The organism is Nostoc sp. ChiSLP03a, assembly GCF_034531215.2.
Lineage (GTDB): Bacteria > Cyanobacteriota > Cyanobacteriia > Cyanobacteriales > Nostocaceae > Nostoc.
The window spans coordinates 1-22842 of sequence record NZ_JAVRBQ020000022.1 but is presented as its reverse complement, the minus strand read 5'-3'; the positions used below and the strand labels follow the sequence as shown (position 1 = coordinate 22842).

18 protein-coding genes are annotated in these 22842 nt (G+C 40.6%); 11 read left to right on the top strand and 7 right to left on the bottom strand.

All coding sequences use genetic code 11. From position 1 onward, the window contains the following. Positions 1 to 122: 122 nt before the first annotated feature. From RMY32_RS02825 to RMY32_RS02805, 5 genes are all read left to right on the top strand, one after another. Positions 123 to 1964 carry a putative Ig domain-containing protein gene (locus RMY32_RS02825; RefSeq protein ID WP_322709312.1) on the top strand — a complete coding sequence of 614 codons (1842 nt, stop codon included), beginning with the start codon at positions 123 to 125 and terminating at the stop codon, positions 1962 to 1964. Positions 1965 to 2508: 544 nt separating this feature from the next. Further along, a complete protein-coding gene (locus RMY32_RS02820) occupies positions 2509 to 4974 on the top strand; it encodes a putative Ig domain-containing protein (protein WP_322709310.1) in 2466 nt (821 codons plus the stop codon). Positions 4975 to 5965: 991 nt separating this feature from the next. Beyond that, positions 5966 to 8977, top strand: a complete 3012-nt coding sequence (locus RMY32_RS02815) for a peptidase domain-containing ABC transporter (RefSeq protein ID WP_322709309.1) — start codon at positions 5966 to 5968, stop codon at positions 8975 to 8977. Positions 8978 to 9090: 113 nt separating this feature from the next. After that, on the top strand, positions 9091 to 10674 hold the full coding sequence (locus tag RMY32_RS02810; protein WP_322709308.1) for an HlyD family efflux transporter periplasmic adaptor subunit: 1584 nt from the start codon (positions 9091 to 9093) through the stop codon (positions 10672 to 10674). A 109-nt stretch (positions 10675 to 10783) separates the two neighbouring features. Beyond that, complete coding sequence (locus RMY32_RS02805; RefSeq protein ID WP_322709311.1) at positions 10784 to 11281, top strand: DUF427 domain-containing protein; 498 nt, start codon at positions 10784 to 10786, stop codon at positions 11279 to 11281. A 417-nt stretch (positions 11282 to 11698) separates the two neighbouring features. Here RMY32_RS02805 and RMY32_RS02800 read toward each other — a convergent pair whose 3' ends face one another. Continuing rightward, on the bottom strand, positions 11699 to 12691 hold the full coding sequence (locus RMY32_RS02800) for a metal ABC transporter solute-binding protein, Zn/Mn family (RefSeq protein WP_322709307.1): 993 nt from the start codon (positions 12689 to 12691) through the stop codon (positions 11699 to 11701). Between the two features lie 771 nt (positions 12692 to 13462). Between RMY32_RS02800 and RMY32_RS02795 the strand changes: the two genes are divergently transcribed. From RMY32_RS02795 to RMY32_RS02785, 3 genes are all read left to right on the top strand, one after another. Next, positions 13463 to 13798 carry a hypothetical protein gene (locus tag RMY32_RS02795; protein ID WP_322709306.1) on the top strand — a complete coding sequence of 112 codons (336 nt, stop codon included), beginning with the start codon at positions 13463 to 13465 and terminating at the stop codon, positions 13796 to 13798. Positions 13799 to 14207: 409 nt separating this feature from the next. Then, positions 14208 to 14558, top strand: coding sequence for a YtxH domain-containing protein (locus RMY32_RS02790; protein ID WP_322696516.1), 351 nt, complete (start codon positions 14208 to 14210; stop codon positions 14556 to 14558). An 11-nt stretch (positions 14559 to 14569) separates the two neighbouring features. Beyond that, positions 14570 to 15109, top strand: a complete 540-nt coding sequence (locus RMY32_RS02785) for a DUF948 domain-containing protein (protein WP_322709305.1) — start codon at positions 14570 to 14572, stop codon at positions 15107 to 15109. A gap of 161 nt (positions 15110 to 15270) precedes the next feature. Here RMY32_RS02785 and RMY32_RS02780 read toward each other — a convergent pair whose 3' ends face one another. Further along, positions 15271 to 15690 carry a type II toxin-antitoxin system VapC family toxin gene (locus RMY32_RS02780; RefSeq protein ID WP_322709304.1) on the bottom strand — a complete coding sequence of 140 codons (420 nt, stop codon included), beginning with the start codon at positions 15688 to 15690 and terminating at the stop codon, positions 15271 to 15273. Next, complete coding sequence (locus tag RMY32_RS02775) at positions 15690 to 16010, bottom strand: DUF2281 domain-containing protein (RefSeq protein ID WP_322709303.1); 321 nt, start codon at positions 16008 to 16010, stop codon at positions 15690 to 15692. The genes RMY32_RS02780 and RMY32_RS02775 overlap by 1 nt, the downstream gene beginning before the upstream one ends. A 360-nt stretch (positions 16011 to 16370) precedes the next feature. On the opposite strand from RMY32_RS02775, the gene RMY32_RS02770 reads away from it, so the two are divergent. The 3 genes from RMY32_RS02770 to RMY32_RS02760 all read left to right on the top strand — a co-directional run bounded on the left by RMY32_RS02770 (position 16371) and on the right by RMY32_RS02760 (position 19446). Continuing rightward, complete coding sequence (locus RMY32_RS02770; protein ID WP_322709302.1) at positions 16371 to 17180, top strand: TPM domain-containing protein; 810 nt, start codon at positions 16371 to 16373, stop codon at positions 17178 to 17180. 116 nt (positions 17181 to 17296) lie between these two features. After that, positions 17297 to 17926, top strand: a complete 630-nt coding sequence (locus RMY32_RS02765; RefSeq protein WP_322673522.1) for a precorrin-8X methylmutase — start codon at positions 17297 to 17299, stop codon at positions 17924 to 17926. A 104-nt stretch (positions 17927 to 18030) separates the two neighbouring features. Further along, positions 18031 to 19446, top strand: a complete 1416-nt coding sequence (locus tag RMY32_RS02760) for a right-handed parallel beta-helix repeat-containing protein (RefSeq protein ID WP_322709301.1) — start codon at positions 18031 to 18033, stop codon at positions 19444 to 19446. Between the two features lie 452 nt (positions 19447 to 19898). Here RMY32_RS02760 and RMY32_RS02755 read toward each other — a convergent pair whose 3' ends face one another. From RMY32_RS02755 to RMY32_RS02740, 4 genes are all read right to left on the bottom strand, one after another. Beyond that, on the bottom strand, positions 19899 to 20585 hold the full coding sequence (locus RMY32_RS02755) for a phosphate ABC transporter permease (RefSeq protein WP_322709300.1): 687 nt from the start codon (positions 20583 to 20585) through the stop codon (positions 19899 to 19901). A gap of 32 nt (positions 20586 to 20617) precedes the next feature. Then, positions 20618 to 21454, bottom strand: a complete 837-nt coding sequence (dapB, locus tag RMY32_RS02750) for a 4-hydroxy-tetrahydrodipicolinate reductase (RefSeq protein WP_322709299.1) — start codon at positions 21452 to 21454, stop codon at positions 20618 to 20620. Positions 21455 to 21944: 490 nt separating this feature from the next. After that, on the bottom strand, positions 21945 to 22223 hold the full coding sequence (locus tag RMY32_RS02745) for a prevent-host-death protein (protein ID WP_322709298.1): 279 nt from the start codon (positions 22221 to 22223) through the stop codon (positions 21945 to 21947). Between the two features lie 170 nt (positions 22224 to 22393). Continuing rightward, positions 22394 to 22842, bottom strand: a 449-nt coding sequence (locus RMY32_RS02740) for an Rpn family recombination-promoting nuclease/putative transposase (RefSeq protein ID WP_322709297.1), incomplete at its 5' end; no start/stop codon positions are given.

The following is a 22842-nucleotide window of genomic DNA, read 5'->3' as shown; positions in this document are numbered from 1 at the left end:
TGAGCCTTGCTCACCCTTGTCTCCCCCTAACTATACGATTATCATTCTTACAACTCATGTCTCAAGTATGAAGTATATCTTGTCCTAAGTGCTTCTGAAGTATTTCGTGACCGTTTGGCTAAATTATCGTTCAAATCACAGTAGCGGTATTTGAGCGGGATATAACGACAGGCGCACTGAATTTTGTAGAAGTTCAACAAGATAATACAAATGGTGTCGATGGGCTTGGTGGTGCTAAATCCCTCACCGTCAGCCCCGATGGAAAATTCCTCTATGCTGCTGGATATGAGGACTCGGCTGTAGCTGTGTTTGAGCGAGATACAACCACAGGCGCACTGAATTTTGTAGAAGTTCAAAAAGATAGTATCAGTAGTGTCGATGGGCTTGGTGGTATCTATTCTGTCACTGTCAGCCCCGATGGAAAATTCCTCTATGCTGCTGGATATGATGACTCGGCTATAGCTGTGTTTGAGCGGGATATAACCACAGGCAAACTAAGTTTTGTAGAAGTTCAAAAAGATGATACAGATGGTGTCGATGGACTTGGTGGTGCGGCTTCTGTAACTCTCAGCTCCGATGGCAAATACCTTTATACTGCTGGATATGATGACTCAGCGGTGGCGGTGTTTAGTGCGCCTTTGAATCATGCGCCAGAGGTGACAAATGAAATTATTGACCAAGAAACCACTGAAGATAGTGTCTTCAACTTCACCCTTCCAGTTGACACCTTTAGCGATGCAGATGTTGAAGATACCCTGACTTACACTGCAACTCTAGAAAATGATGACCTACTGCCTACTTGGTTAAAGTTCGATCCTGCTACCCTTACTTTCAGTGGGACTCCGACAAAAAAGGATGTAGGTAATCTAAACATCAAAGTCACTGCTAAAGATATTACTGGAGAGGAAGCTAGTGATATATTTACGCTTGGAGTTGCCGATAAAAATACTCCTACTACTCTATTCACATTAATTACAGGCGATATCTTTAGTGTCAAGACTAAGCTGAAGACTAAAGGCAATAAAGCAAAAATATCCATCAAAATTAAAACCAGCACTTTTAAAGAGGTGAATGAGCTGTGTGTATTTAATGTTGATGATGATGAAGGTAAGATTGATGGCATAGCTCCTGGTGCAGAAGGCTATACACAAGCTGCTCTTTTACGCTCCAGGGTGATTTTCTTCTCCCTTGCTAATATGCCCAAGGGTTTCAAGCATGACGATGTGAATAACGTCTTAGAATTTGACTCTGATACCAAACTCCGATTCTATAGCGTATCCAACAGTACTACTCAGGCTGTACTGTCTGGAAAAGCATCTTTTTCAAGTGTCGTTTTTTCCTCAGCCACAAATACCAACACAGGAGAGGAAGGCTTTTCTCTCAATTTCCAAGATTTCGCTGTAACGGTTCAGGCAACAAATCAAGAAATATCTTTGGGTACAAATTTGCAAGGCAAAAAGGAAGGCGAACTGATTGATTTACGGGGTGTAGGAAAATCGGTAAAGGCTGACTTTAAAGTTTATAGAGAAGCTGCATTGAACAACTTTGTCGGTTTTTATCGGGTGGCTGATGAAAATGGTGGCATTGACACCAATAGCGATGGTAAAGCAGATATTCTCGTTGGACAAGCAGGTTATGCCGAAGCCGCTGTGCGTGGGCGTGTTACAGGCGTTGACTTGACGGTGAGCAATCAAAGTTCGGCAACATCTACCAGCACTTTTGGAACTGATTCGCTATTTGCACCCTTTATTATTATCAATGGTAAAGCGGATAAGTTTCTCGATAATAATGCCAAGAACGATCCAAAGATTTACTTCTCATTTTTGGGTGCTAACTCAGATAAGCTAGATCACATTCGACTGTTGGGAAATAACACCTTTGGTTTTGAAGATTTAGCCAATGGTGGTGATAAAGATTACAACGATATGATTGTGCAGATCAATTTGAGTGTCAATCTTGCCTAGAGCGAAGGCGAGTAATTACTTAGAAAAATAATACAACCTCATCCCGGTTGCGGGATGAGGTTCTTTTTTGTATAGCGAGTTACATGGACTCATATATGTATAAATGCGATCGCCAATAAAACCTTTGCATCAGTCCTAAACCTGTGCATCAGCGTGTTAAAGGCATTTTTTGACGGTGAATAACCAAAAGACAGTTCATTACACCGCGACTTTCAAAGCTGATTCTCTGTTTGCGCCATTTATTATTATTGATGGTATGGTAATATCGATCCCAAGGTTTAGGCAGTATATTTACTGAAGTTTACCATTAGCTTTTTATATTTATATTAGGATTCCGATTTAATTATTGAAAACATCCTGAGACTGAAAAGCCGATTTGATCGGGATTTTATCTAAAATATTGTTCAGATATCAAATATGATTCTTATATCAGTTTAATAATTGACTCCTTGGCTATGCCAAAAAAATCCTGCTTCTACGTGATTTCCAGGATATAGCACGCAATGGCTGCAACGAAAAAACTATTAATTAATAAGTAGTAATTATGTCAGACACCATCCCGATCGCGATCGCTACCCAATCAACTCAAGACTTGTATGAGCAAATACCTGCTACTCACCTAGTTTTCATCGACCCACAGGTTGAAAACTACCAATGTCTAGTAGCAGGTGTATTGCCGAATACCTCTGTTGTAGTCTTAGATCCTGACCAGAATGGCATTGAACAAATTAGCCAAGTGCTGGCAACTCATCGGGAAATCAATACTCTACACATTGTTTCTCACGGCGCACCAGGGCAAGTCTACCTGGGGAACAGTCAACTCAGCTACGAAACCCTCAACCATTATGCTTGGCAACTCATGGACTGGGCAAATGTTTTGAGTGCAGATGCACAACTACTATTGTATGGTTGCGAAGTTGGGCAAACAGAGCAAGGTAAAGCATTTGTACAGCGCCTGAGTGAATTCACAGGTGCAGTAGTAGCGGCGTCTGATAACTTAACGGGGAGTACTGCATTAGGTGGTGACTGGGAACTGGAAGTTTCTACGGGGGCAATTGTTCCTACTCTGGCATTTCAGCCAGAAGTAATGGCAGTTTACGCTTCAGTACTAACTGCTCCAGTCTTATCTAAGGCGATCGCAGACCAAAAAGCCACCCCAGGTATTCTCTTCAGCTTCACTGTACCAGATGACATTTTCACCGATCCAGATGTTGGAGATAGCCTTACCTACACTGCAACTCTGGACAACGATACGCCTTTGCCGACAGGGTTGAATTTCAATGCTGCTACCAAGACTTTCAGTGGTACTCCCGATAATGGGGACGTAGGTAGTCTAAACATCAAAGTTACCGCTAAGGATATTGATGGAGAAACAGCCAGTGATGTGTTTAAACTTACTGTTGATACTCCTCCAGTCTTGTCCAAGGCGATCGCAGACCAACAAGCCACCCAAGGTATTTTCTTCAGCTTCACTGTACCAGATGACACTTTCACTGACCCAGATGTCGGAGATACCCTTACCTACACTGCAACTCTGCCCGACGATACGCCTTTGCCGAATGGGTTAAAGTTCGATGCTGCTACCAGGACTTTCAGTGGCACTCCTGAAAATGAAGATGTAGGTAGTATAAACATCAAAGTTACCGCTCAAGATTTTGCAGGAGAGCAAGCCAGTGATGTGTTTAAAATCACGATTAATAATGTCAACGATCCTCCAGTCTTAGTAAAAGAAATTGCAGATCAGCAAGTCACTGAAGACACACTCTTTAACTTTACCGTCCCAAATGACACCTTTACTGATGCGGATGTTGGAGACATCCTCACCTACACTGCAACCCTGGAAAATGATGAGCTATTACCCACTTGGTTGAACTTCAATCCTACTACCTTTACCTTCAGTGGTACTCCTGAGAATGAGGACGTAGGTAGTTTGAATATCAAAGTCACAGCTAAGGATATTGCTGGAGAGGAAGCCAGTGATGTGTTTCAACTTACGGTTGCTGACAATACTCCTCTAGTGACAATTACAGGCGATATCTTTAGTGTCAAGACTAAGCTGAACATTAAAGATGATAAAGCAAAACTCTCAGTCAAGATTAAAAACAACACCTCTAAAGAGGTGAATGAACTAAATGTATTTACTGTTGACGATGAAGAAGGTAGGATTAACGGCATAGCCCCTGGTGCAGAAGGCTATACACAAGCGGCTCTTTTGCGTTCAAAGGTGGTTTTCTCTACTCTTGCCAATTTGCCTAATGGTTTTAATCCCGCCGACCTGAAAAACATATTAGAATTCAACTCTGATACTAAACTCAGATTTTATCTAGTATCCAACAGTACTACTCAAGCTGTAGTGTCTGGAAAAACCCCCTTCTCAAGTGTGCTTTTTTCCTCAGGTACAAATAACAACATAGAAGCTCAAGGATTTTCTCTTAATTTTCAGAATTTGGTAGTGGATATTCAGCCAACCAATCAAGAGGTATCTTTAGGTACTGGTCTGCAAGGCGAATATCAAGGCGAACTGATTGATTTACGGAGTGTGACACAATCGGTAACAGCTGAGTTTCAAGTCAACAGAGAGGCATCTTACAATAACTTTGTCGGCTTTTATCAGGTGGCTGATGAAAATGGTGGTATTGACACCAATGGCGATGGCACGGCAGATATTCTCGTTGGTCAGGCTGGCTACGCCGAAGCTGCTGTGCGTGGGCGTGTTGCAGGCATTGACTTGACGGTAGGCAACCAAGGCAGTGCAAATTACACTGGCACTTTTGATCCGAATTCTTTGTTTGCACCATTTATTATTGTGGATGGCAGACCCGATGCGATTCTCAGTGGCAATGGCAATAAGAATGTTTACTTCACATTTTTAGGTGCTAATTCAGATAAGGTAGATCACATTCGACTATTGGGAAATAACACCTTTGGTTTTGAGGATTTACCAAATGGTGGTGACAAAGATTACAACGATGTAATTGTGCAGGTCAATTTGAGGGCCAATCTTGCCTAGTATCAAATACTAGTAATTACTTAGTAAAATCGAACAACTTCATCCCGGTTGCGGGGTGAGGTTGTTTTGTACATAGCAATTAGATGGACTCGCTATTAATTAAACTAGTAAATTTACTGAAGGCACTTGTTGTCTTTCCTTCATAAATTTAATAGTTGATTCCTCTAGAGTGACAAAGAGTCTTCCTCTTTCCTTTTCAAGTTAATTTTTATTAAATTAAGCTAGCAAAAAAGTGATGGAGAACTATTTCATAATTAGGGTATAGGTGGTTTTTAACGAGGAAAGCTTTTGTCTTTCGCCATTAGTAATATTGTCAATCCCTGTATTCAAGAATTTGTCAAAAATCATTCAGAAATTTAAAGTTTTTTTATTACATAATTTTAACTAGGATATTTACTTAGGAAAGCATCTGTGATATTTTCATGTTGACTATCACAAAGTAAAATAGGCAACCTAAATTTAACAACTACTTTTATGTGTTTTGGTTTGATAATGAGTATCCATCTTGTATAGTTGCAATACTAAGATATTAATTTTAATTTTGTATAAATTATATAAGTAGGTCGGCAAAATAAAACCAAACTATATTAACAAAAATGAACGAGGCTAAAATCCTCTTCCCTCCTGCCTTCTGCCTCACTTCTCCTATCGGAGAGGCTGCGCCAACGACTACGCTCAGTGACCACCTGCCTCCTGCCTTATCCCAATGACAAATATTTACGCCTACCTACTTAGCGTTAACCAAGTGATAACTTGTCCTCGATCTATTTACAGTATGCTTGATTTGGAAAAACGCATAACAATCGTCACCCTGTGATAAAAATACAGGTCTGCAATTAAACGAACTTGCTCTCTGTGCTTTGACACATTTAAACACCTAAATCCCCCAGAAGTATTGTTACTGCTGGCATAAAACCAAACACTGCCACTGTTAGTAAAAGAAATACTCCCTAATATTTTCGACTTAATTCCTCACTTTAACTTGTTTTATATGACTTATATTAAGAACACTTTTCCCGAATTTCTCACCGCCCTAGAGGGGTTTGAGCAGTTGCCAGATGGAGCGATCGCTAATCTATCAGAACAACTGCAAGCCTGGCGCTATCGCATAGGCCAGAAAATCATCGGTAAAGAAAGTCTTCCGGAACGCATCACGATCATTTATGAGGGACAAGTGCGCTTGTTGGGATACGATCCTCAGACGCAATTGCCAATTACCCTAAAATTACTACAACCAGGGGAAATTATCGGCGAAATTGGTTTGTTACGCGATGTCGCCTGTGAAACAGCGATCGCTTCCACCGAAGTAGTATGTTTAACCTTGAGTGCATCAGCATATTTTAGCTTTCTGGCTTCATACCCAGCTTTTGCCGAAGCTCGCAAGAACCGCAGTTATTTGGTAGAAGTTTTCGATATTCTCGCTTCCTATTGGCAAAAGCAAGCGATCGCTACCTTAAATCTCAGAGAACTGACAGAAAAAGCCTTACCCCAGGCAAAAATACATTATCTCCCTTCTGGAAAAACTCCCTTCCACCAACTGGATAGCAAAAGCGTTTGGTTTGTGAGTGGTGGTGGTACAGTCACGAATTTCTCACCTGGCGATCGCCTAGACTCAGACGATGACAGAGACAAGATTCAGGTTATCGGTCAAAACCCCGCACGCTTGCTTGGTATACATCCGTCAGATTTGATCTTAGAAGATAGTCATGAGATAGAACTTGCAATAACAGAAACCAGAGTAGATACAGATAGCGCTGACGACTTAGATATTATTCCCTACGCATCAGACGAAATAGTTCCACAACCAGCCCCCCAAAACTCAAAGAATTCGTCAAAACAAAAATACCCATTTTTTGGCGGTAAAGGAGAATTAAATTCAACCTTCGCCTGCTTCCAAATGATCGCGAAGCACCTAGAAATGCCGTTTCGTCGCGAGGTGGTTCGCCGCATCTTAACTGAGCAAATCAAACGTCAAGGGACTATATCGTTTCAAGTTACTGCTTACCTGGCAGAGTTAATTGGACTGAAGGCGCAGTTGATAGAGTTACCAGTCGCTTCAGTCACGCGCATTCCGACACCTGCGCTAATTCGCTACGGTGATAATTTTGCCGTTTTATACCAAGTAGATGCCAATACCGTGGTTGTGGGTGTTCCATCCAAAGGAATTGTGCGCTGTAAACCTGCTCAATTGGTTGAACAATTAGATGTCGATCCAACTGATTTTCCGCCCAAAGTTAGGGTATTACTGCTGACTGCGACCAATCAAACACCCCAAGAACGCTTTAGTTTACGGTGGTTTCTGCCCTATTTATCAAAGCACCGTCGAGTCCTAATAGAGGTCTTTATCGCTTCCTTTTTCGTGCAGTTGGCAGCGTTGGCAAATCCGCTAGTCGTTCAGTTAATTATCGACAAAGTTATCACTCAAAATAGTATTGGCACACTACATATTTTGGGGATTTTGCTCTTAGTAGTCGGACTATTTGAAGCAGTGTTGACTACCTTACGAACCTACTTATTTGTCGATACCACTAATCGGATCGATATGGGTTTAGGGTCGCAAATCATTGACCACTTACTACGTCTACCACTGCGCTATTTTGAACGCCGACCGGTGGGTGAACTTTCCACTCGCATCAACGAACTAGAAAATATCCGCCAATTCCTCACGGGTACTGCTTTAACAGTTGGATTAGATGCTTTGTTTTCGCTGGTCTATATCGGTGTGATGCTGATTTATAGTTGGCAACTCACGTTAGTCGGCTTAAGCACAATTCCAATATTTGTGATTATCACCTTAATTGCTTCTCCCACCATTAGCAGACAGTTACGTGCTAAAGCCGAACGCAACGCCGAAACTCAATCTTATTTAGTGGAGGTGATGTCAGGAATTCAAACAGTAAAAGCGCAAAATATCGAATTGCGATCGCGCTTTTCTTGGCAAGAGCGTTACGCCCGATTTGTCGCCGCTGGTTTTAAAACAGTTGTGACTTCTACCCTCGCCAATTCTACTAGCAACTTTCTCAACAAACTCAGCAGCTTACTAGTTTTATGGGTAGGAGCTTATTTAGTACTGCAACAACAATTAACTTTAGGCGAATTAATTGCCTTTAGGATTATATCGGGTTATGTCACCAGCCCAATATTACGTTTAGCTCAACTCTGGCAAAGCTTCCAAGAAACTGCTTTGTCTCTAGAGCGTTTAAGCGATATTGTTGATACCCCACAAGAAGCAGAAACAGACCGCTACAATATACCTTTACCTTCAATCAAGGGAGCAGTGAAATATGAAAATGTTTCCTTCCGGTTTGGCACAAGTGGCCCTCTGCAACTTTCTAATGTCAACCTAGAATTTGCGCCAGGTAAATTTATCGGCATTGTCGGACAAAGTGGGTCTGGTAAAAGTACGATGATGAAATTACTGCTGAGACTTTACGAAACTGAGTCTGGCAGAATTTTGATTGATGGTTATGATATCGCCAAAGTAGAACTTTATTCGTTGCGACGACAAATTGGCGTAGTTCCCCAAGAAACATTATTGTTTGACGGCAGCGTTCAAGAAAATATTGCCCTAACCAATCCCGATGCTACAACCGAAGAAATTATCGAAGCGGCTCAGGTTGCTTGCGCCCACGAGTTTATCATGAACTTACCAAACGGTTACAACACGCGGGTAGGAGAACGGGGTTCTGCACTTTCAGGTGGACAACGACAAAGAATTGCGATCGCTCGTTCAGTTTTACAACGACCAAAATTATTAGTTTTAGACGAAGCAACTAGCGCATTAGACTATCCCACAGAACGGCAAATATGTCTCAATTTAGCCAAAGCATTCAAGGGCGATACAGTATTTTTTATTACCCACCGACTGAATACTGTCAGTAATGCAGATATGATTGTTGTGATGGATAACAGCAGGGTTATAGAACAAGGTAGCCATCAAGAATTAATGGCTACTAAGGGTCATTATTATTACCTGTATCAGCAACAAGATGTAAACTTGTAATTAGTCATTCTTGAGGGCAAAGGTTTTTGGCATCGGGAAACATTGCCCAACCCACAAAAAATTCAAAATCGTTCGACTGAACGCTCACGACAAGTCCAAAACCCAAAATCGTTATGACTCAACTTAATGGAAATCACCTCAACGGCAATCACAAAAACGGCAATCATAAAAATGGAGTGAAGCACGATTCACACGTACTCACAAAACAACAAAAAGCTGCTCAAGAGTCTTTAACTCACTTAAACAATCTGGAATTTGAGCAATCTATTGTCTTGCGCCAATCTCCAATTTGGTCGCGTACAATCATGATTACACTGGTGGGGCTAGCCTGCTTTGGTATTGGTTGGACTTATTTTGCAAAAATTGAGCAAGTAGTGCCAGCAACCGGACAATTAAAACCTCAAGGAACAGTCAAAGAAGTTCAAGCTCCTGTGAGTGGAGTAGTGAAAACAGTTAATGTAAAAGATGGACAAGAAGTAAAGCCAGGTGATTTACTGCTAACTTTTGATTCCATAGCCTCTGTTGCCGAATTAAATTCTTTGAATAAAATTCGCCTTGCATTAATGAAAGAAAACCAGATTTATCGGCGATTGATGAATGCAAGTACTGCCAATGGCTCGGAACTGTTATATTTGCGCGGTAATTTGCCACAAGAAACTGCTTTTCTTTTGAAAAGTCGGGCAGCATTAGTAGCAGAAAATGAATTATTCCGCACTCAATTAAAAAATTCTGGTCAAGATTCTGGAGTAGGAATTGATGAACAGCAACTTCTACGAGTTGCTAAACAAGAATTAGACTCTCGCTCCTCAGCAGCGCGATTAGAAGTAGAAAAGATCAAAAAACAACTGATTCAAAATCAAATTAAGCTGGAAGATAGTAAATCAAGTTTAGCTATTCAAGAGGGGATTTTAAATAAGCTGAAGATATTAGCAGAAGAAGGTGGGATTTCTCAACTTCAGTATCTCAATCAGCAACAAGAAGTTCAAAACCGCACCGCAGAAGTAGCGCAACTAGGTGAGGAACTGAAACGCCTCCAGTTTGATATAGAAAAAGGACAACAAGAGTTAAGCAATACGGTGGCTGTTTCTGATAAAAACATTTTGGATAAGATAGCTCAGAACAAACAACAGATTGCTACAATCGATAGCCAATTCATGAAAGTTGTGCTGGAAAATGAGCAGCGTTTGGCAGATGTCAATAGTAAAATATCTCAATCACAGTTAAACGTTAAATATCAAGAACTGCGCGCACCTGTAGCTGGAACAGTTTTCGATTTGCAAGCAAAAAATCCTGGATTTGTCGCAACTCCAACTACAAAACTGTTGCAAATTGTCCCTAAAGAAAACTATATTGCTGAAGTTTTTATCACTAACAAAGACATTGGATTTGTGCGAAAAGGTATGAAAGTAGATGTCAGAATTGACTCCTTTCCTTACAGCGAGTTTGGCGATATTAAGGGAAAAGTGACTGAGATAGGTTCAGACGCATTACCGCCAGATCAAACCCATCAGTTTTACAGGTTTCCGGCAAAAGTCTCATTAGATAAACAATCCCTAGTGATTAAGGATAAAAAAGTTAACTTGCAATCAGGTATGTCTATCAGTGCCAATATAAAAGTGCGCGAAGAACGGACTGTGCTTAGTTTATTCACTGAAATGTTTACCAAGCAAGTTGATGCTCTTAAACAGGTACGATGAAGAGGGTTAAGTTAAAAAATCGCAGTGACTTCACAAGGAGAGTTGCTGCTTTACTAAGTACATTAGTACTAAGTATTTTTTCCTCTTTCAGCACTCAATACTCTTGATGATGGTTAATTTTCAACGCATCGAACCCGCTCCCGGACAAGAATCAGTTTGGGATTATCCCCGTCCTCCTCTTTTGGAGGACACAACCAAACATATCCAAATAATCTTTAACGGAGTAGTAATTGTAGATACTCACAGCGCCAAACGTGTTTTAGAAACCAGTCATCCTCCTTCTTACTACATTCCCCCAGCAGATATCAAAATGGAATATCTACAGATGACTCCGCAATCTAGCTTTTGTGAGTGGAAGGGAAGTGCTGATTACTACACAATCCGAGTTAGCGATAAACAAGTCCATAATGCTGCCTGGTTCTACCCCAAACCCACACCTGTCTTTGAATCTATCAAGGACTATGTAGCTTTTTATGCTCATCTAATGGATAAATGCTACGTTAATGGCGAAGAGGTGCAACCACAACCAGGTAACTTCTACGGCGGTTGGATAACCAGCGATATTGTTGGGCCATTTAAAGGCGCTCCTGGTACTTGGGGATGGTGAGTCAAACCCTGCGGGGAATTCAAAATTCAAAATTCAAAATTGAAGACCCCACGGATAAATCTAAGGGCTTAAATTAATGTTGTTGCTTCGCATTTTTTCTTTTCCATAAATAAATTCAGGGGCTTGTATCCTTTTTTCTTTGGTCAACGTAGTAGCGCGATATGCTTAAAATGTTGGGTTTCAAAAACTTACGAAAACTAAAATTTAATCATTATAGCAACAGCCAAAAAGGTTAGGACATTAACAGATGATAAAATTTAGACACAAAAAGGCTTTTCACCCAGTCCCCAGCCCTTTGCTATAACAGAATTACTCAACCCAATAAATTAAGCTTGCTGTGCTACTACTATTAAATAAACCAAGTTTTATGAAATCTCAAAAAACCTGGTTTCTGGGATTACTAAATTGATGTTCTGACTACCTAGCAGCTTTTCTTTCAAACATCAAATATGTACCTCCTAATCCTTCTACAATTGTGCGTGTATTGGCAATCATCATTTTCTGATAAGTGTCCGCTTCGCTTCCTGGTTCACCAAGTCCCTCAGCGTACAGCTTTCTGTCAGAAATGTTCACTTCAGCTTCTGTGGCTACAGATTGAATCAAATTAGGATTAATTTCCACTTCAGCAAAAATTGTTGATACTTTAGCCCGTTTGATGTTGGTAGCCAAATTATTGACTCGTTCGGTTGTCAGCTTTTCTTTAGTACTAATACTTTGCAATCCTCCTGTCAATGAAATACGGTATGCTTTGGCGTAATAACTTAGTGCATCAGAGGTTGTAACCAACTTACGTTCTTTGGTAGGAATACTGGCAATTCTTGACTTAATCCAGCTATCTAGTTGAGTGAGTTCATTGGTAATTTTTTTAGTATTACTGCTATAAGCCTCTGCATCACTAGATTGTAATTTTCTCAAATTACTATTAATTACCTCCACCATTCTGATAGCATTTTTGGTATTGTGCCAAACATGAGGCTCGGTTATATTCTTATCATCTACCTGAAATTTTTGTGGCTTAGGTACTGCCAGTTGAGCGACGGCTATTTTTGGTGTGGGGTTTTTAGTCGCTTTAATTAACTCGATCAGATTTGGTTCAAAATTGTAACCATTATAAAGAATAAGATTAGCTTGTTCAATGGCTTTACGATCTTCCGGTTTTGGTTTATAAAATTGGGGGTCGGCAGTAGGGGAAATTAAGCAGGTGAGGTTAACTGTATTTCCAGCAATCTGCCTGGTTAAGTCACACAATACGCTTGTAGTCGCTACAACTTGGGGAAGATTCTCATTTACCTGGGTGTTAGTCTGAGTGAATGTAGTGCTTACAGCTTGATTTCGACATCCAACAAATCCAATTGTCAAGGCAGCAAGAATAACTGGGAAGAAATTATTCAATGGTGATTTTTTTGACATCCTCAACTCCTACTGGATGTATAAAAAAAGATAATCATTATTGGTAAAGTATTAGTAAAATACCAAGGGAAAGTCTTCAGCGGGGAAGAGATTAAGGGCTGAGGGGGAAGCCTTCGGCAAAGAAAGGGTAAAGGTTAAGGGAAGAGGAATTAAGAGACTTTCTCCTCTATCACTTATCTGTTTCCCAAGTCCACACCCAGCAATTTTTGGTTGGCGATCCACTAGTGAGGTTTTTACAGGCAAAATATTAGTTAACTGCACACGACAGACTGGAAAACTGGTAAAGGTAGGAGCACAATAATAAAGGCAATGCTGGGGAGTCTCCAAGGAGTGTAGTGTAGTTCTCTCACCATCTGTTGAAGGGTCTATACCATTGTGCTTACATCCCACAAAGCTCGCAAATTGACTAGGATTATTAGGTTAAGGAATGGGAGGTAGTAATGATGGGGCTTATGGAGCATACGGGTTGATTTCGCAAACCGAGTCGTGAATCTAAGGCAATTGTAGCTGTGGTTTTGCGAGGTGTGGACATATCATTGTTACAAAATTGGCAAATTGGCGATTTTTTAGCCATCAGCCTTTGTTACACTAATTTTTACCTAGTAAAGCCTTTCAATATCGCTTAGAGCATTATCTAACTACTTTTTATTGCCAGAATTCAGGATGTACTTGGTGCCATAAATTTTATCCTTTAGTTTCTTGATAATTAAATAAGAGCCAAATCAAGTATATAGAACAATTCCTCAAAGCTAATATTGGTCAAGATAAATAATGGTAATTTTAGTTGTCATAATTAACACCCTGATTTCACTGATACTAATTTATGTGGCTTGGCGGGTGTGGCAACTTAAGCACCAGCTAGCATACATAGCAGATAGGTTAACCGCCTATGAAAGTTGTACCAATGCAGCCCTGAATAAAGCACCCGAAAATATTTATCTCAGCCAACAGAATATTTATAACTTACGGCAGAGAAATCAAGCGCTACAAATGCAAATTCAACAAGTGCGGCAAATTATCAGTTTACTTATGCTAGGGCAGCAAATCTGGCAGCGTTATTTTCTGAAGCTAGAGTTAATATCTCGGAAAAGAACAGTTGCAAAATGAGTTATGTCAGGTTCACATGAACATTGATGATTAAGGCTGACGGGGAACACAAGAGAAAGATCCGTAGTAAGATCCCATAGGGTGCATTGGCTTCTGGCGTAGGCATAGCCCGCCGCAGGCATCGCTTCCCCTTTCCATACCCTCAAAGCTTGTTATTAAGAGCGTCCCTTCAGTAGAAGGGTACGGAACTACCCAAGACATAACACAAAAAGATGCCCACCAGAGGTAGCAAAACTTTGGGAAATACGGGGAGTTTTGAATTACAAGTAATTAATGCTTTTAGTATTAATGAATAAAAGCAACATTTCTGGCTGATATTTTGTCACCATAGATTAACTGAATAAAATCGGTTGAGTCTTACAAGGGGAGAAAACCCACCTAAAATGGGTGTAAGGAGAGAAACAATAACATGTCTAATAACCGTTCTGGAGTATTTTTTGGCGGTTTGATGCTGGGAGCTACAATCGGTGCTTTGACTGGTTTACTCGTGGCTCCACGCACAGGGCGCGAAACGCGTAAAATTTTGAAAAAATCTGCTAATGCTATCCCAGAATTGGCAGAAGATTTATCAGTGAGTGTGCAAATTCAGGCAGATCGTCTCTCTGCTAGCGCACTACGAAACTGGGATGAGACTTTAGATCGATTACGGGAAGCGATCGCAGCAGGCGTAGATGCCAGCCAGCGAGAAAGCCAAGTCTTGAAGCGACAAACATCTGTTAAAGACTCAGATTCGCTTCCCCAGCAATTAGAACGCTCATAAATGACATAACCGTGATTGAACCCCTGTTTTGGTTGGGACTTTCCTTACTTTTAGTCGCCACAAGCTTGACTGCGGTTTTAGTGGCGGCGATACCGGCTTTGCAGGAGTTAGCACGCGCGGCTCGCAGTGCAGAAAAGCTATTTGATACTCTGTCGCGGGAGTTACCACCCACTCTAGAAGCCATCCGCGTAACTGGCTTAGAAATCACTGACTTAACTGATGATGTCAGTGAGGGCGTAAAAAGTGCTAGTCAGGTTGTGAAACAAGTAGATCAAAGCCTTGATAGTGCAAGAATTCAGGCTCAAAATCTGCAAGTAAGCACGCGCAGCATTTTTATTGGCGCGAAAGCTGCTTGGAAAAACTTCACGCGCCAAAAACCTGTAAGGCGGACGAGCGATCGCTTGCCAACTAATGAACAACCACCACTAACGTTGCGAGAACGAGAAGTGCTAAGGCAAGAAAATCGTCGGATAAAAACGGAAGTATATCGCACTAATGAGGGTTACAACGACTCTGCTAACTGGGAAACCAATTTTGATGACGAGGATTGATCAAAAAAACAGCATGGGACATTGCTTATCTTCCTTATGCGGTGTCAAAACTTGCTATTTTATCAGCTTAAAAAAAGCGATTTTTGTTTATGGATAAACTTTGGCATTGTATTGACCAATTTGGGAAAGCGGCTGAAGCATATTTTAATGAAGCAGTCTTTTTAGGAGAAATGTGCTTGTTCCCAAATTTTTGTATCACTAGAAACAACAGTTAAATTATTTTGCAGTGCAATAGCAGCTATCCAAATATCATTTTCATCAAAACCTAAATCAACAATTTTAGTTTTTCGCTGCTTATTTTTATCTTTGGGTGCAAATTTCTTGAATAAAGCTGCTTTAATTTGACCGTAAAATGTTGCTGTTTCTTCTGTTATGTGGTATATACGAATATCTTCTAAAAATTCTGTCAAGCGAACCAGATTATTTTCTTTACGTTGGGATTTTTCCATCATGAATGTCATTTCACGCTGGACAATTACGCAAGTAGCAATATTATTTTCTCCAACTTCGTTCACGCGACGGACAATATTGGGATCGCCTAAAATAATGGCACTACAATGATTTGTATCAAGTAAATACATTATTCAAATAGGTTTTCGTCATCAAATTTAGCTTGACTACGAGTAGCATATACTGCTTGAAGGCATTCTTCAAAGTCGTCACCTTCCCAAGTACCAGCGTGTCGAAGGATGGAGCGTCCAGAAGCAGGACGGTATGTAAGTTGCTCTTTATCAGTAAAAGTTTCTGTAGAATCCCTTAAAGGAATAAGTTTAAGCGTATCTGGTTCTAACTCCTTTTGTGTATATTTAACCTTAATAGAACGGATCAAATCGAGTGCTTCTGTTAGCAACTCCGGCGGTAAAGTTTCTATTTCTTGGATTAATAATTCTTTGTTAGTCATCTCTCACCTCTAATCATTCCCTTTTTATTGTATGGGGAACTCCGCTATGGCTTAGTCAATTTTGAGTTGTTAAAAACTTTGACGATAATAATTAAAAAGAGGGTGGATGATTCTAGTGTCTCTAGCCTCCTCCCCTCTCCCCAGACACGATTATCATTTTAATTAAGGATATTTTGACTATTTTAACTAGTTGACAAAATCCGTGTTTTGCTTTATACATTTTCCACACTCCCCAAAAACCTTTTGCTTTGATCCCCTAGATTAGAGTAAAGTAAACAAGTGTAAAGGACTATCATTTTTCTAGTACTCTTTTAAAACAACTTGTTCGCTTTTACCGTTAATATTTGTATAAAAACGTCCATGCAATCTTGTTTTTGGCGACGAATTCTAGTATCTATTGCAATATTTTTCCTGGCTGGGTCAATTTGGGTGATGCATTCTCCCCCAGCATTGGCTTATGACAATCCTGAGTTACTTCCTGACACCTTTACCCCAGTTGTAGATTTAGCTAAATCTCTGCCTGTACTGCAAGAAGAAAAGCTTGTCAAAGATTTAGAGCAGTTTGAAGCCGACACAGGCTGGAAATTGCGAGTCTTAACCCAATATGACCGCACCCCAGGTCGCGCGGTGATCAAATATTGGGGTTTGGATGACAAAAGCATTCTACTCGTTGCCGATTCTCGTGGCGGTAACATCCTCAGTTTTAGCGTCGGCGATGCTGTTTATAAACTTTTACCCCGGACTTTTTGGATAGAACTGCAAACTCGCTTCGGTAATTTGTATTTTGTCCGCGAACAAGGCGAAGACCAAGCCATTCTACAAGCCTTAGAATCGGTTAAAGGCTGTTTGCTCAAAGGGGGTTGTAATGTTGTCCCCGGACTACCACGAGAGCAGTGGATTCTCACCTTGATTACCTCAGTTATTGGTGGGGTGATTTGTGGATTTGCAGCTCAACCCCGCCAAAAAGGACAAGTTTTTGCTTGGCAATGGGCTTTAATTTTCTCACCTTTGTGGGGAATCTTGTTTATTGCCTTCGGCATTGGACCAGTTGTGACACGTACAAGCGACTGGTTGCCTTTAGTTCGCAATATCTCTGGGTTTCTCATTGGCGTCTTGGTTGCCTACCTATCTCCTATTTTCAATCGGTCTTCTTCTAGTAATGAGTTATGAGTGAGTAGTTAGGAGTGAATAGTTTAATTAACTTATAACTCCTAACTCCTAACTCCTAACTCTTAACTCTCTGAAGCTGATAAGCTGAAAGCTAATATTTGAGAAGCTCAACAAAAATGGAATGGCACGTAACTGATGCTCAAAGTTTAGCAATCATTGATAGTGAAATTGGCGATCATGTCTTTTCACCCGCAGAGTATGAGATTGTGCGTCGGGTAATCTACGCTACGGCTGACTTTGAGTATAAGTCTTTGATTCGCTTTTCTGAGCGTGCCTTGCAAGCTGGAGCAGCAGCGCTAGCCGCACGTACCACGATTGTGGTAGATGTCCCGATGGTACAAGTAGGTATTGCCTACGATATTCAAAATACCTTTGCGAATCCAGTGTATTGCAGCATGGAAGCTCTCACACGCCCTCAAAAAGAAAAGACTCGCGCAGCATGGGGAATAGAAACCTTAGCAAAGCGTTATCCAGAGGGAATTTTTGTGGTGGGTCAAGCACAAACGGCCCTGACTGCACTGCTGGATTTAATTGAACTTGAGGAAATTAGACCTGCTTTAACGATCGCAACTCCAGTGGGATTTGTAAATGTTGATGAAGCTAAGGAGCGTTTACAAGACTCTCTAGTACCTCACATTATAATTGACGGCCGCAAAGGAAATGCAGTTGTAGCAGCTGCGATCGTTGATGGGTTGGTAGACTTAGCTTGGCAAGCCTATGGACAAGATGGAAATCGGGGGAGCTAGGAAAATCGACTCTATTATTATATTTTGTATCCAAAAGAGTATTCATCAATCATTGAATATGCTGATATTTTTCTGAAGTCGTGCCGTTCAAGGAGCCTTTTCTTGTGGTAATTCAAGGTTTCAATTTAAGTGCATATCTTGCAATTCCTGTGGTATTAAGTCTTTTGGCTGATGGAGAAGGAATAAAAGTATCTTTAGTTAAAAACGTTCGTCAGGTATCTACTAACAAGGAAATTATTTTATCCAACCGTCAGCTAATCAGTATTAGGGCAACTCCAAAAACATACTATGTTAGTGGTGTTGGAAATGACACAAATAGCGGACTCTCTATTTCATCCGCCTTTAGAACAATTCAAAAGGCAGCAAATCTGACTAACCCTGGCGATACAGTATTGATTATGAACGGAGTGTACACAAATTTAAGAAAAGCTGGTAGTGCAGTAAGTATTAGACGTTCTGGAACTGCAAATGCATGGATTAAGTATAAAGCATATCCCGGTCATTTCCCAAAAATTCAGCACAATACATGGAACGGTATCTCGATTTCAAATAAAGCTTCATATATCGAGATAAATGGGCTGGAGGTAATAGGAAATAATGCCAATATAACCCTTGATTATGCGATGAGTCAGAAGACTAACAAACAAAACCCGCTAACAAATGGAAACTGCATCAGTGTGGATGGACGAACAAATGGTCATAGTCACCATATACGTATTGTCAACAACAAAGTACATAAGTGTGGAGGAGCAGGCATTTCCGCTATTCAATCGGATTATGTGACAATAAATAATAACGAAGTGTTCGATAATGCCTGGTATAGCGTTTATGGTAACAGTGGCATTTCAATTTTGAATAGTTGGAACTCTGACAATAAGCGGGGATACAAAATGTTTGTTACTAACAACAAAACCTACAACAATCGTATGTACATCCCTTGGATTGCAGTCGGAAAGATCACAGACGGTAATGGTATTATTATCGATAGTTCTAGAAACGATCAAAATAACTCCAAATTGGATGCATATAAAGGATACACTTTAGTTCAAAATAATCTTGCATTTAATAATGGTGGGTCGGGTATTCATGCATTTTTAAGCGAGCATGTTGATATTGTAAATAACACAGCTGTTTTAAATAATCAAAGTCCAGAACTTAATGGCGGGCAAATATTTGCTTATACATCATCTGATGTCAGAATCCTTAGGAACATTCTTTATGCTTTTCCTGGAAAAAATATTAATAATAAGACTAAAAATAAAAACGTTATTTATGATTATAATATCTACATGAATAGCTCTAAAATAAATGTTAAGGGGCCTCATGATATTGTTGCAGGCTCACAATTTTTAAGCAAGTATCCCACTCTAAAAAAAATATCTGGCAATTGGAAATCGCGGTTAGATAAACAAAATCCGCCGACACGTCCTTATGTAGAATCTAAGTCGGCAGGTTTTGCCTGCGGGACAGTGACTTATCGCTTGCAAGGAAAACTCATCAAAGTGGGATGCTCTCGTTAGCAATCAGGCAGGAAATTCAGGGTAGGAGCTACGGTGTACACACAAGTGTTGGTGTAGTGTATCTATCCCGCCTCGGAATAAATTCCGAGTCTTATAACGAAAGTCTTCTTTTAGAGGACTTTAGCTATCAGCTCGGAACTTTAGTTCTGGGCGGGATATTTGCTCAGTGTGGGACTTTCACTTGAACAGAAATATTGGATGGGTAGGATTTTTAGAGATATGCGTACACCGTAGCCCCAAAGGGAGAGGCTAGCGCCAAGGGGTTTCCCCAAGTGGAGCAAGTGGCTGCCTAAATGCAGGGCGTAAGTCTATGGCATCATGTAAAAATAAGTTGTACAAAATTTATTTGGAATAGCTTGATATATCTAGCTTTCACAAAAAAATTGTTCAGGTTATTTTTACACAAATCCTATCTGTACGTTTCTGAAAGAGAAGCCTATCTAATCACTTCTTCAATCCTCTACTCTACGACGCCGCCGACGCGGTTTTTGTTGTTGGTCTTCGCGCAAGCGACGACCGACTTCGTTAAAGAAATCTCGCCGCAGATAAGGATAATCGCTAACCCACAGGTCACGATTGGGAAAGTATATATCACTAAATTCATCAATACTACTCAAATCTGGGCGATTGGACATCACTACCATTTCTGCAATTTGACCGCGAGTAATAACTTTGTGGGCAGGACGCAATGGTGCTACAAATTCAATGCTAAATCCTGTATCATCACCTATCTCTAAATTTATCTGTTTTTCTCGGTTTTCTACAATCACCAATTCGCCTTTGTTGTTGACTGTTTCGGTTTTACCTATCAACTGGTCTGTAATCCACCAATCTAGGACTCGACCACGGAAAAAGCCGCCGTATTTATAACGGCGGCATTGTAAATTCCGCATACTTGCTTGAAACACTGGATACCACAGCCAAAAAAAAGCGCTAATTATCCCGAACACAAATACTATTGAAGCAAACTCAAGCTTGAAAATAACTGTTACAAGCAAAATAACAACTACCGCAACTACAGAAATTAACAGCCGTTGCAAAAAATTTGAGAACTTCCCCCAGTAGTACTTGTACTGCAAACCAGTGGCAATTAGGGGGACAACTTGTTCAAATTTCTGGCGAGTCAGTGGTACTAACATGAGTGCTAAGTAATGAATGCCCAATAGTAAGTTTAAAGTATCTTTTCTAATCCATATACTAACGACTTTAGCGCTAAGACTTTGCGAATCGCTAGTAGCACTCCTGGCATATAACAAGCGCGATCGCTCGTATCATGTCGTAAAGTATAAATCTGTCCTGCTGCGCCAAAAATCACTTCCTGGTGGGCAATCAATCCCGGCAAGCGGACGCTATGAATTCTAATTCCTTCATCTGCTACACTGCCCCTCGCTCCTGGTAATTTTTCCGTTTCTTCTACAAGAGCAGGGTTAAAAGTTTTACCCAATTCTCCTAATAACTGCGCTGTTTGAATGGCAGTACCGCTGGGAGCATCAGCTTTTTGATTGTGATGCAGTTCGATAATTTCCACATGGTCAAAATATTTTGAGGCTGCGATCGCGGCTTGTTGCAACAGTATCATGCCAATGGAAAAATTAGGAATAATTAGGCAACCAGTGCTAGCTTTGTCGGCAAAATCTGCCAAATCTTGAATTTGTTCTGGACTTAACCCAGTAGTGCCGACTACAGGACGAATACCGTAAGCGATCGCACTGCGAATATTGTCATAAACTGAATCGGGATGGGTAAAGTCTACAATCACCCCTGGAGGAGACTGTCTGTCACCAGCCACATACCCCAACATCGGTTCTAATTGATTGGTAATTGGTACTTCCAAAGGTTCGCTTAAACCCGCCAACTCCCCGGCATCTTTATCTTGATGTTCTAAACTGTAGTCAATTGCACCCACTAGGTTTAAGTCAGGCGCTTGCGCCACCGCCTTAACCACCTCACGGCCCATTTTGCCGGCAGCACCGTTGACAATAACCGGGATAGGAGCTTGATTCGTCATAGGTCGAGAAATACTTTTTGAGTCAACAAAGGAATTGTAAAGACTTTCGCGATCTAGTAGCTAGCTTCTCAAATCTCTGGCTTAATTCTACCTACCCTGAATTGTCCAGCTAATCCCTTAGTTTTTCTACTCCCCAAAACATCGGTTCTCGTTTTCATTGCACTATCCACCCAGTAACCCGTTTTATTTGCCGAACGTACTGTTTTGATAAGTATTCCTTATAAATTATATCAGCCTTTGTTTGTCAAGTCTAGTTGACCATTTGTAATATTTTTGTTATATTTATTTACATAGCTTAGTAAAGCCCTAGAGTAAGCTGCATAGCTAAAATTGCACCTTGTCTATTACCTATATAGTTTTGGTTGCGTTGGGTGTTAACTAAGAAAAACAGACTTCGGTTTTGCAATATCCCATCGACATTTGGACTTCTCCCATTTACCTCGGCTATCAAGTCGGGGTTTTTTATGTTCTCGATTATTTCCTTATTTCTTTAACTTTCCTCAGCAAATGGAATAGGGCGATCGCTACATCGTGCAGGAGTTTCTAAAATATAATTTTCTTCAGCACAGATTTGACGTAATTCTGCAAAAGCGTCTGCGAAGGAAGAGACTTTTTGTTGCTGATGCCAAGCAAGGAAGGCTTGAAAAAGTTTAGGTTCTATGATCGCAGCAACTAATTTGCCCTGCTTGAAGATTAATTGAGGTTCTGATGCGATCGTATCAATCACCTCTGGCAGTTTTTGTTGTGCTTCGTCAAGTTTCCAGTTCATTTGTTTTAAATGTTGGACTGCTGATTATAACTTAAGGTAACTTTAGACATCGCTTGGCATAAACCCAGATAATCTTGATTAATGTGCGATCGCGGCAATTATTCCGGCGTTAGCAAAGCTTAACGTACCCCTACGGGGAAGCAAGCTACGCGTAGCGTCTTGCAGAGAAGTTATCGCTTTTGCTGTTCTACTTGCTGGACTTGTGCAACATCTAAATCCAAGGCCTGCGCTATCTGTTCTACAGTTAAACCCAATGCTAAAAGTTTAGGTACAGCTTCTAATTTTGCTTCTAAACGTCCTTCTTGGTAAACCCGCGTTTGCTTTAAATCGCTTAAGCCAAACATTGCTTCTATCTCCTTGCGACTCATTTTGGGAAATTTATAAACTAGGATTGTCTCAATCAATTCTAATAATTGTTTTTGTGGAAGTTGCAAATTTAATGCTTGCTGGGTGCGGTTGATTAATTCCTTGGCGCTGTTAATGGCTGTATCTTCGTCTTCAATTACTAATTTTATCGTAGCAATGCCTATTGGTAAGGATGCAGTTGAGCCTAATTCATCTAAGTAAATTATACTGATACGCTGGCTGTGGAAGAATTCTATGAAATCTTCTTTCTCAC

What these genes read in the sequence shown, in the direction of transcription:
- RMY32_RS02820 (WP_322709310.1), top strand. Translation starts at nt 2,509, where the DNA reads ATGTCAGACACCATCCCGATCGCGATCGCTACCCAATCAACTCAAGAC.
- RMY32_RS02815 (WP_322709309.1), top strand. Translation starts at nt 5,966, where the DNA reads ATGACTTATATTAAGAACACTTTTCCCGAATTTCTCACCGCCCTAGAG.
- RMY32_RS02810 (WP_322709308.1), top strand. Translation starts at nt 9,091, where the DNA reads ATGACTCAACTTAATGGAAATCACCTCAACGGCAATCACAAAAACGGC.
- RMY32_RS02805 (WP_322709311.1), top strand. Translation starts at nt 10,784, where the DNA reads ATGGTTAATTTTCAACGCATCGAACCCGCTCCCGGACAAGAATCAGTT.
- RMY32_RS02800 (WP_322709307.1), bottom strand. Translation starts at nt 12,691, where the DNA reads ATGTCAAAAAAATCACCATTGAATAATTTCTTCCCAGTTATTCTTGCT.
- RMY32_RS02795 (WP_322709306.1), top strand. Translation starts at nt 13,463, where the DNA reads ATGGTAATTTTAGTTGTCATAATTAACACCCTGATTTCACTGATACTA.
- RMY32_RS02790 (WP_322696516.1), top strand. Translation starts at nt 14,208, where the DNA reads ATGTCTAATAACCGTTCTGGAGTATTTTTTGGCGGTTTGATGCTGGGA.
- RMY32_RS02780 (WP_322709304.1), bottom strand. Translation starts at nt 15,690, where the DNA reads ATGTATTTACTTGATACAAATCATTGTAGTGCCATTATTTTAGGCGAT.
- RMY32_RS02775 (WP_322709303.1), bottom strand. Translation starts at nt 16,010, where the DNA reads ATGACTAACAAAGAATTATTAATCCAAGAAATAGAAACTTTACCGCCG.
- RMY32_RS02770 (WP_322709302.1), top strand. Translation starts at nt 16,371, where the DNA reads ATGCAATCTTGTTTTTGGCGACGAATTCTAGTATCTATTGCAATATTT.
- RMY32_RS02765 (WP_322673522.1), top strand. Translation starts at nt 17,297, where the DNA reads ATGGAATGGCACGTAACTGATGCTCAAAGTTTAGCAATCATTGATAGT.
- RMY32_RS02755 (WP_322709300.1), bottom strand. Translation starts at nt 20,585, where the DNA reads ATGTTAGTACCACTGACTCGCCAGAAATTTGAACAAGTTGTCCCCCTA.
- dapB (WP_322709299.1), bottom strand. Translation starts at nt 21,454, where the DNA reads ATGACGAATCAAGCTCCTATCCCGGTTATTGTCAACGGTGCTGCCGGC.
- RMY32_RS02745 (WP_322709298.1), bottom strand. Translation starts at nt 22,223, where the DNA reads ATGAACTGGAAACTTGACGAAGCACAACAAAAACTGCCAGAGGTGATT.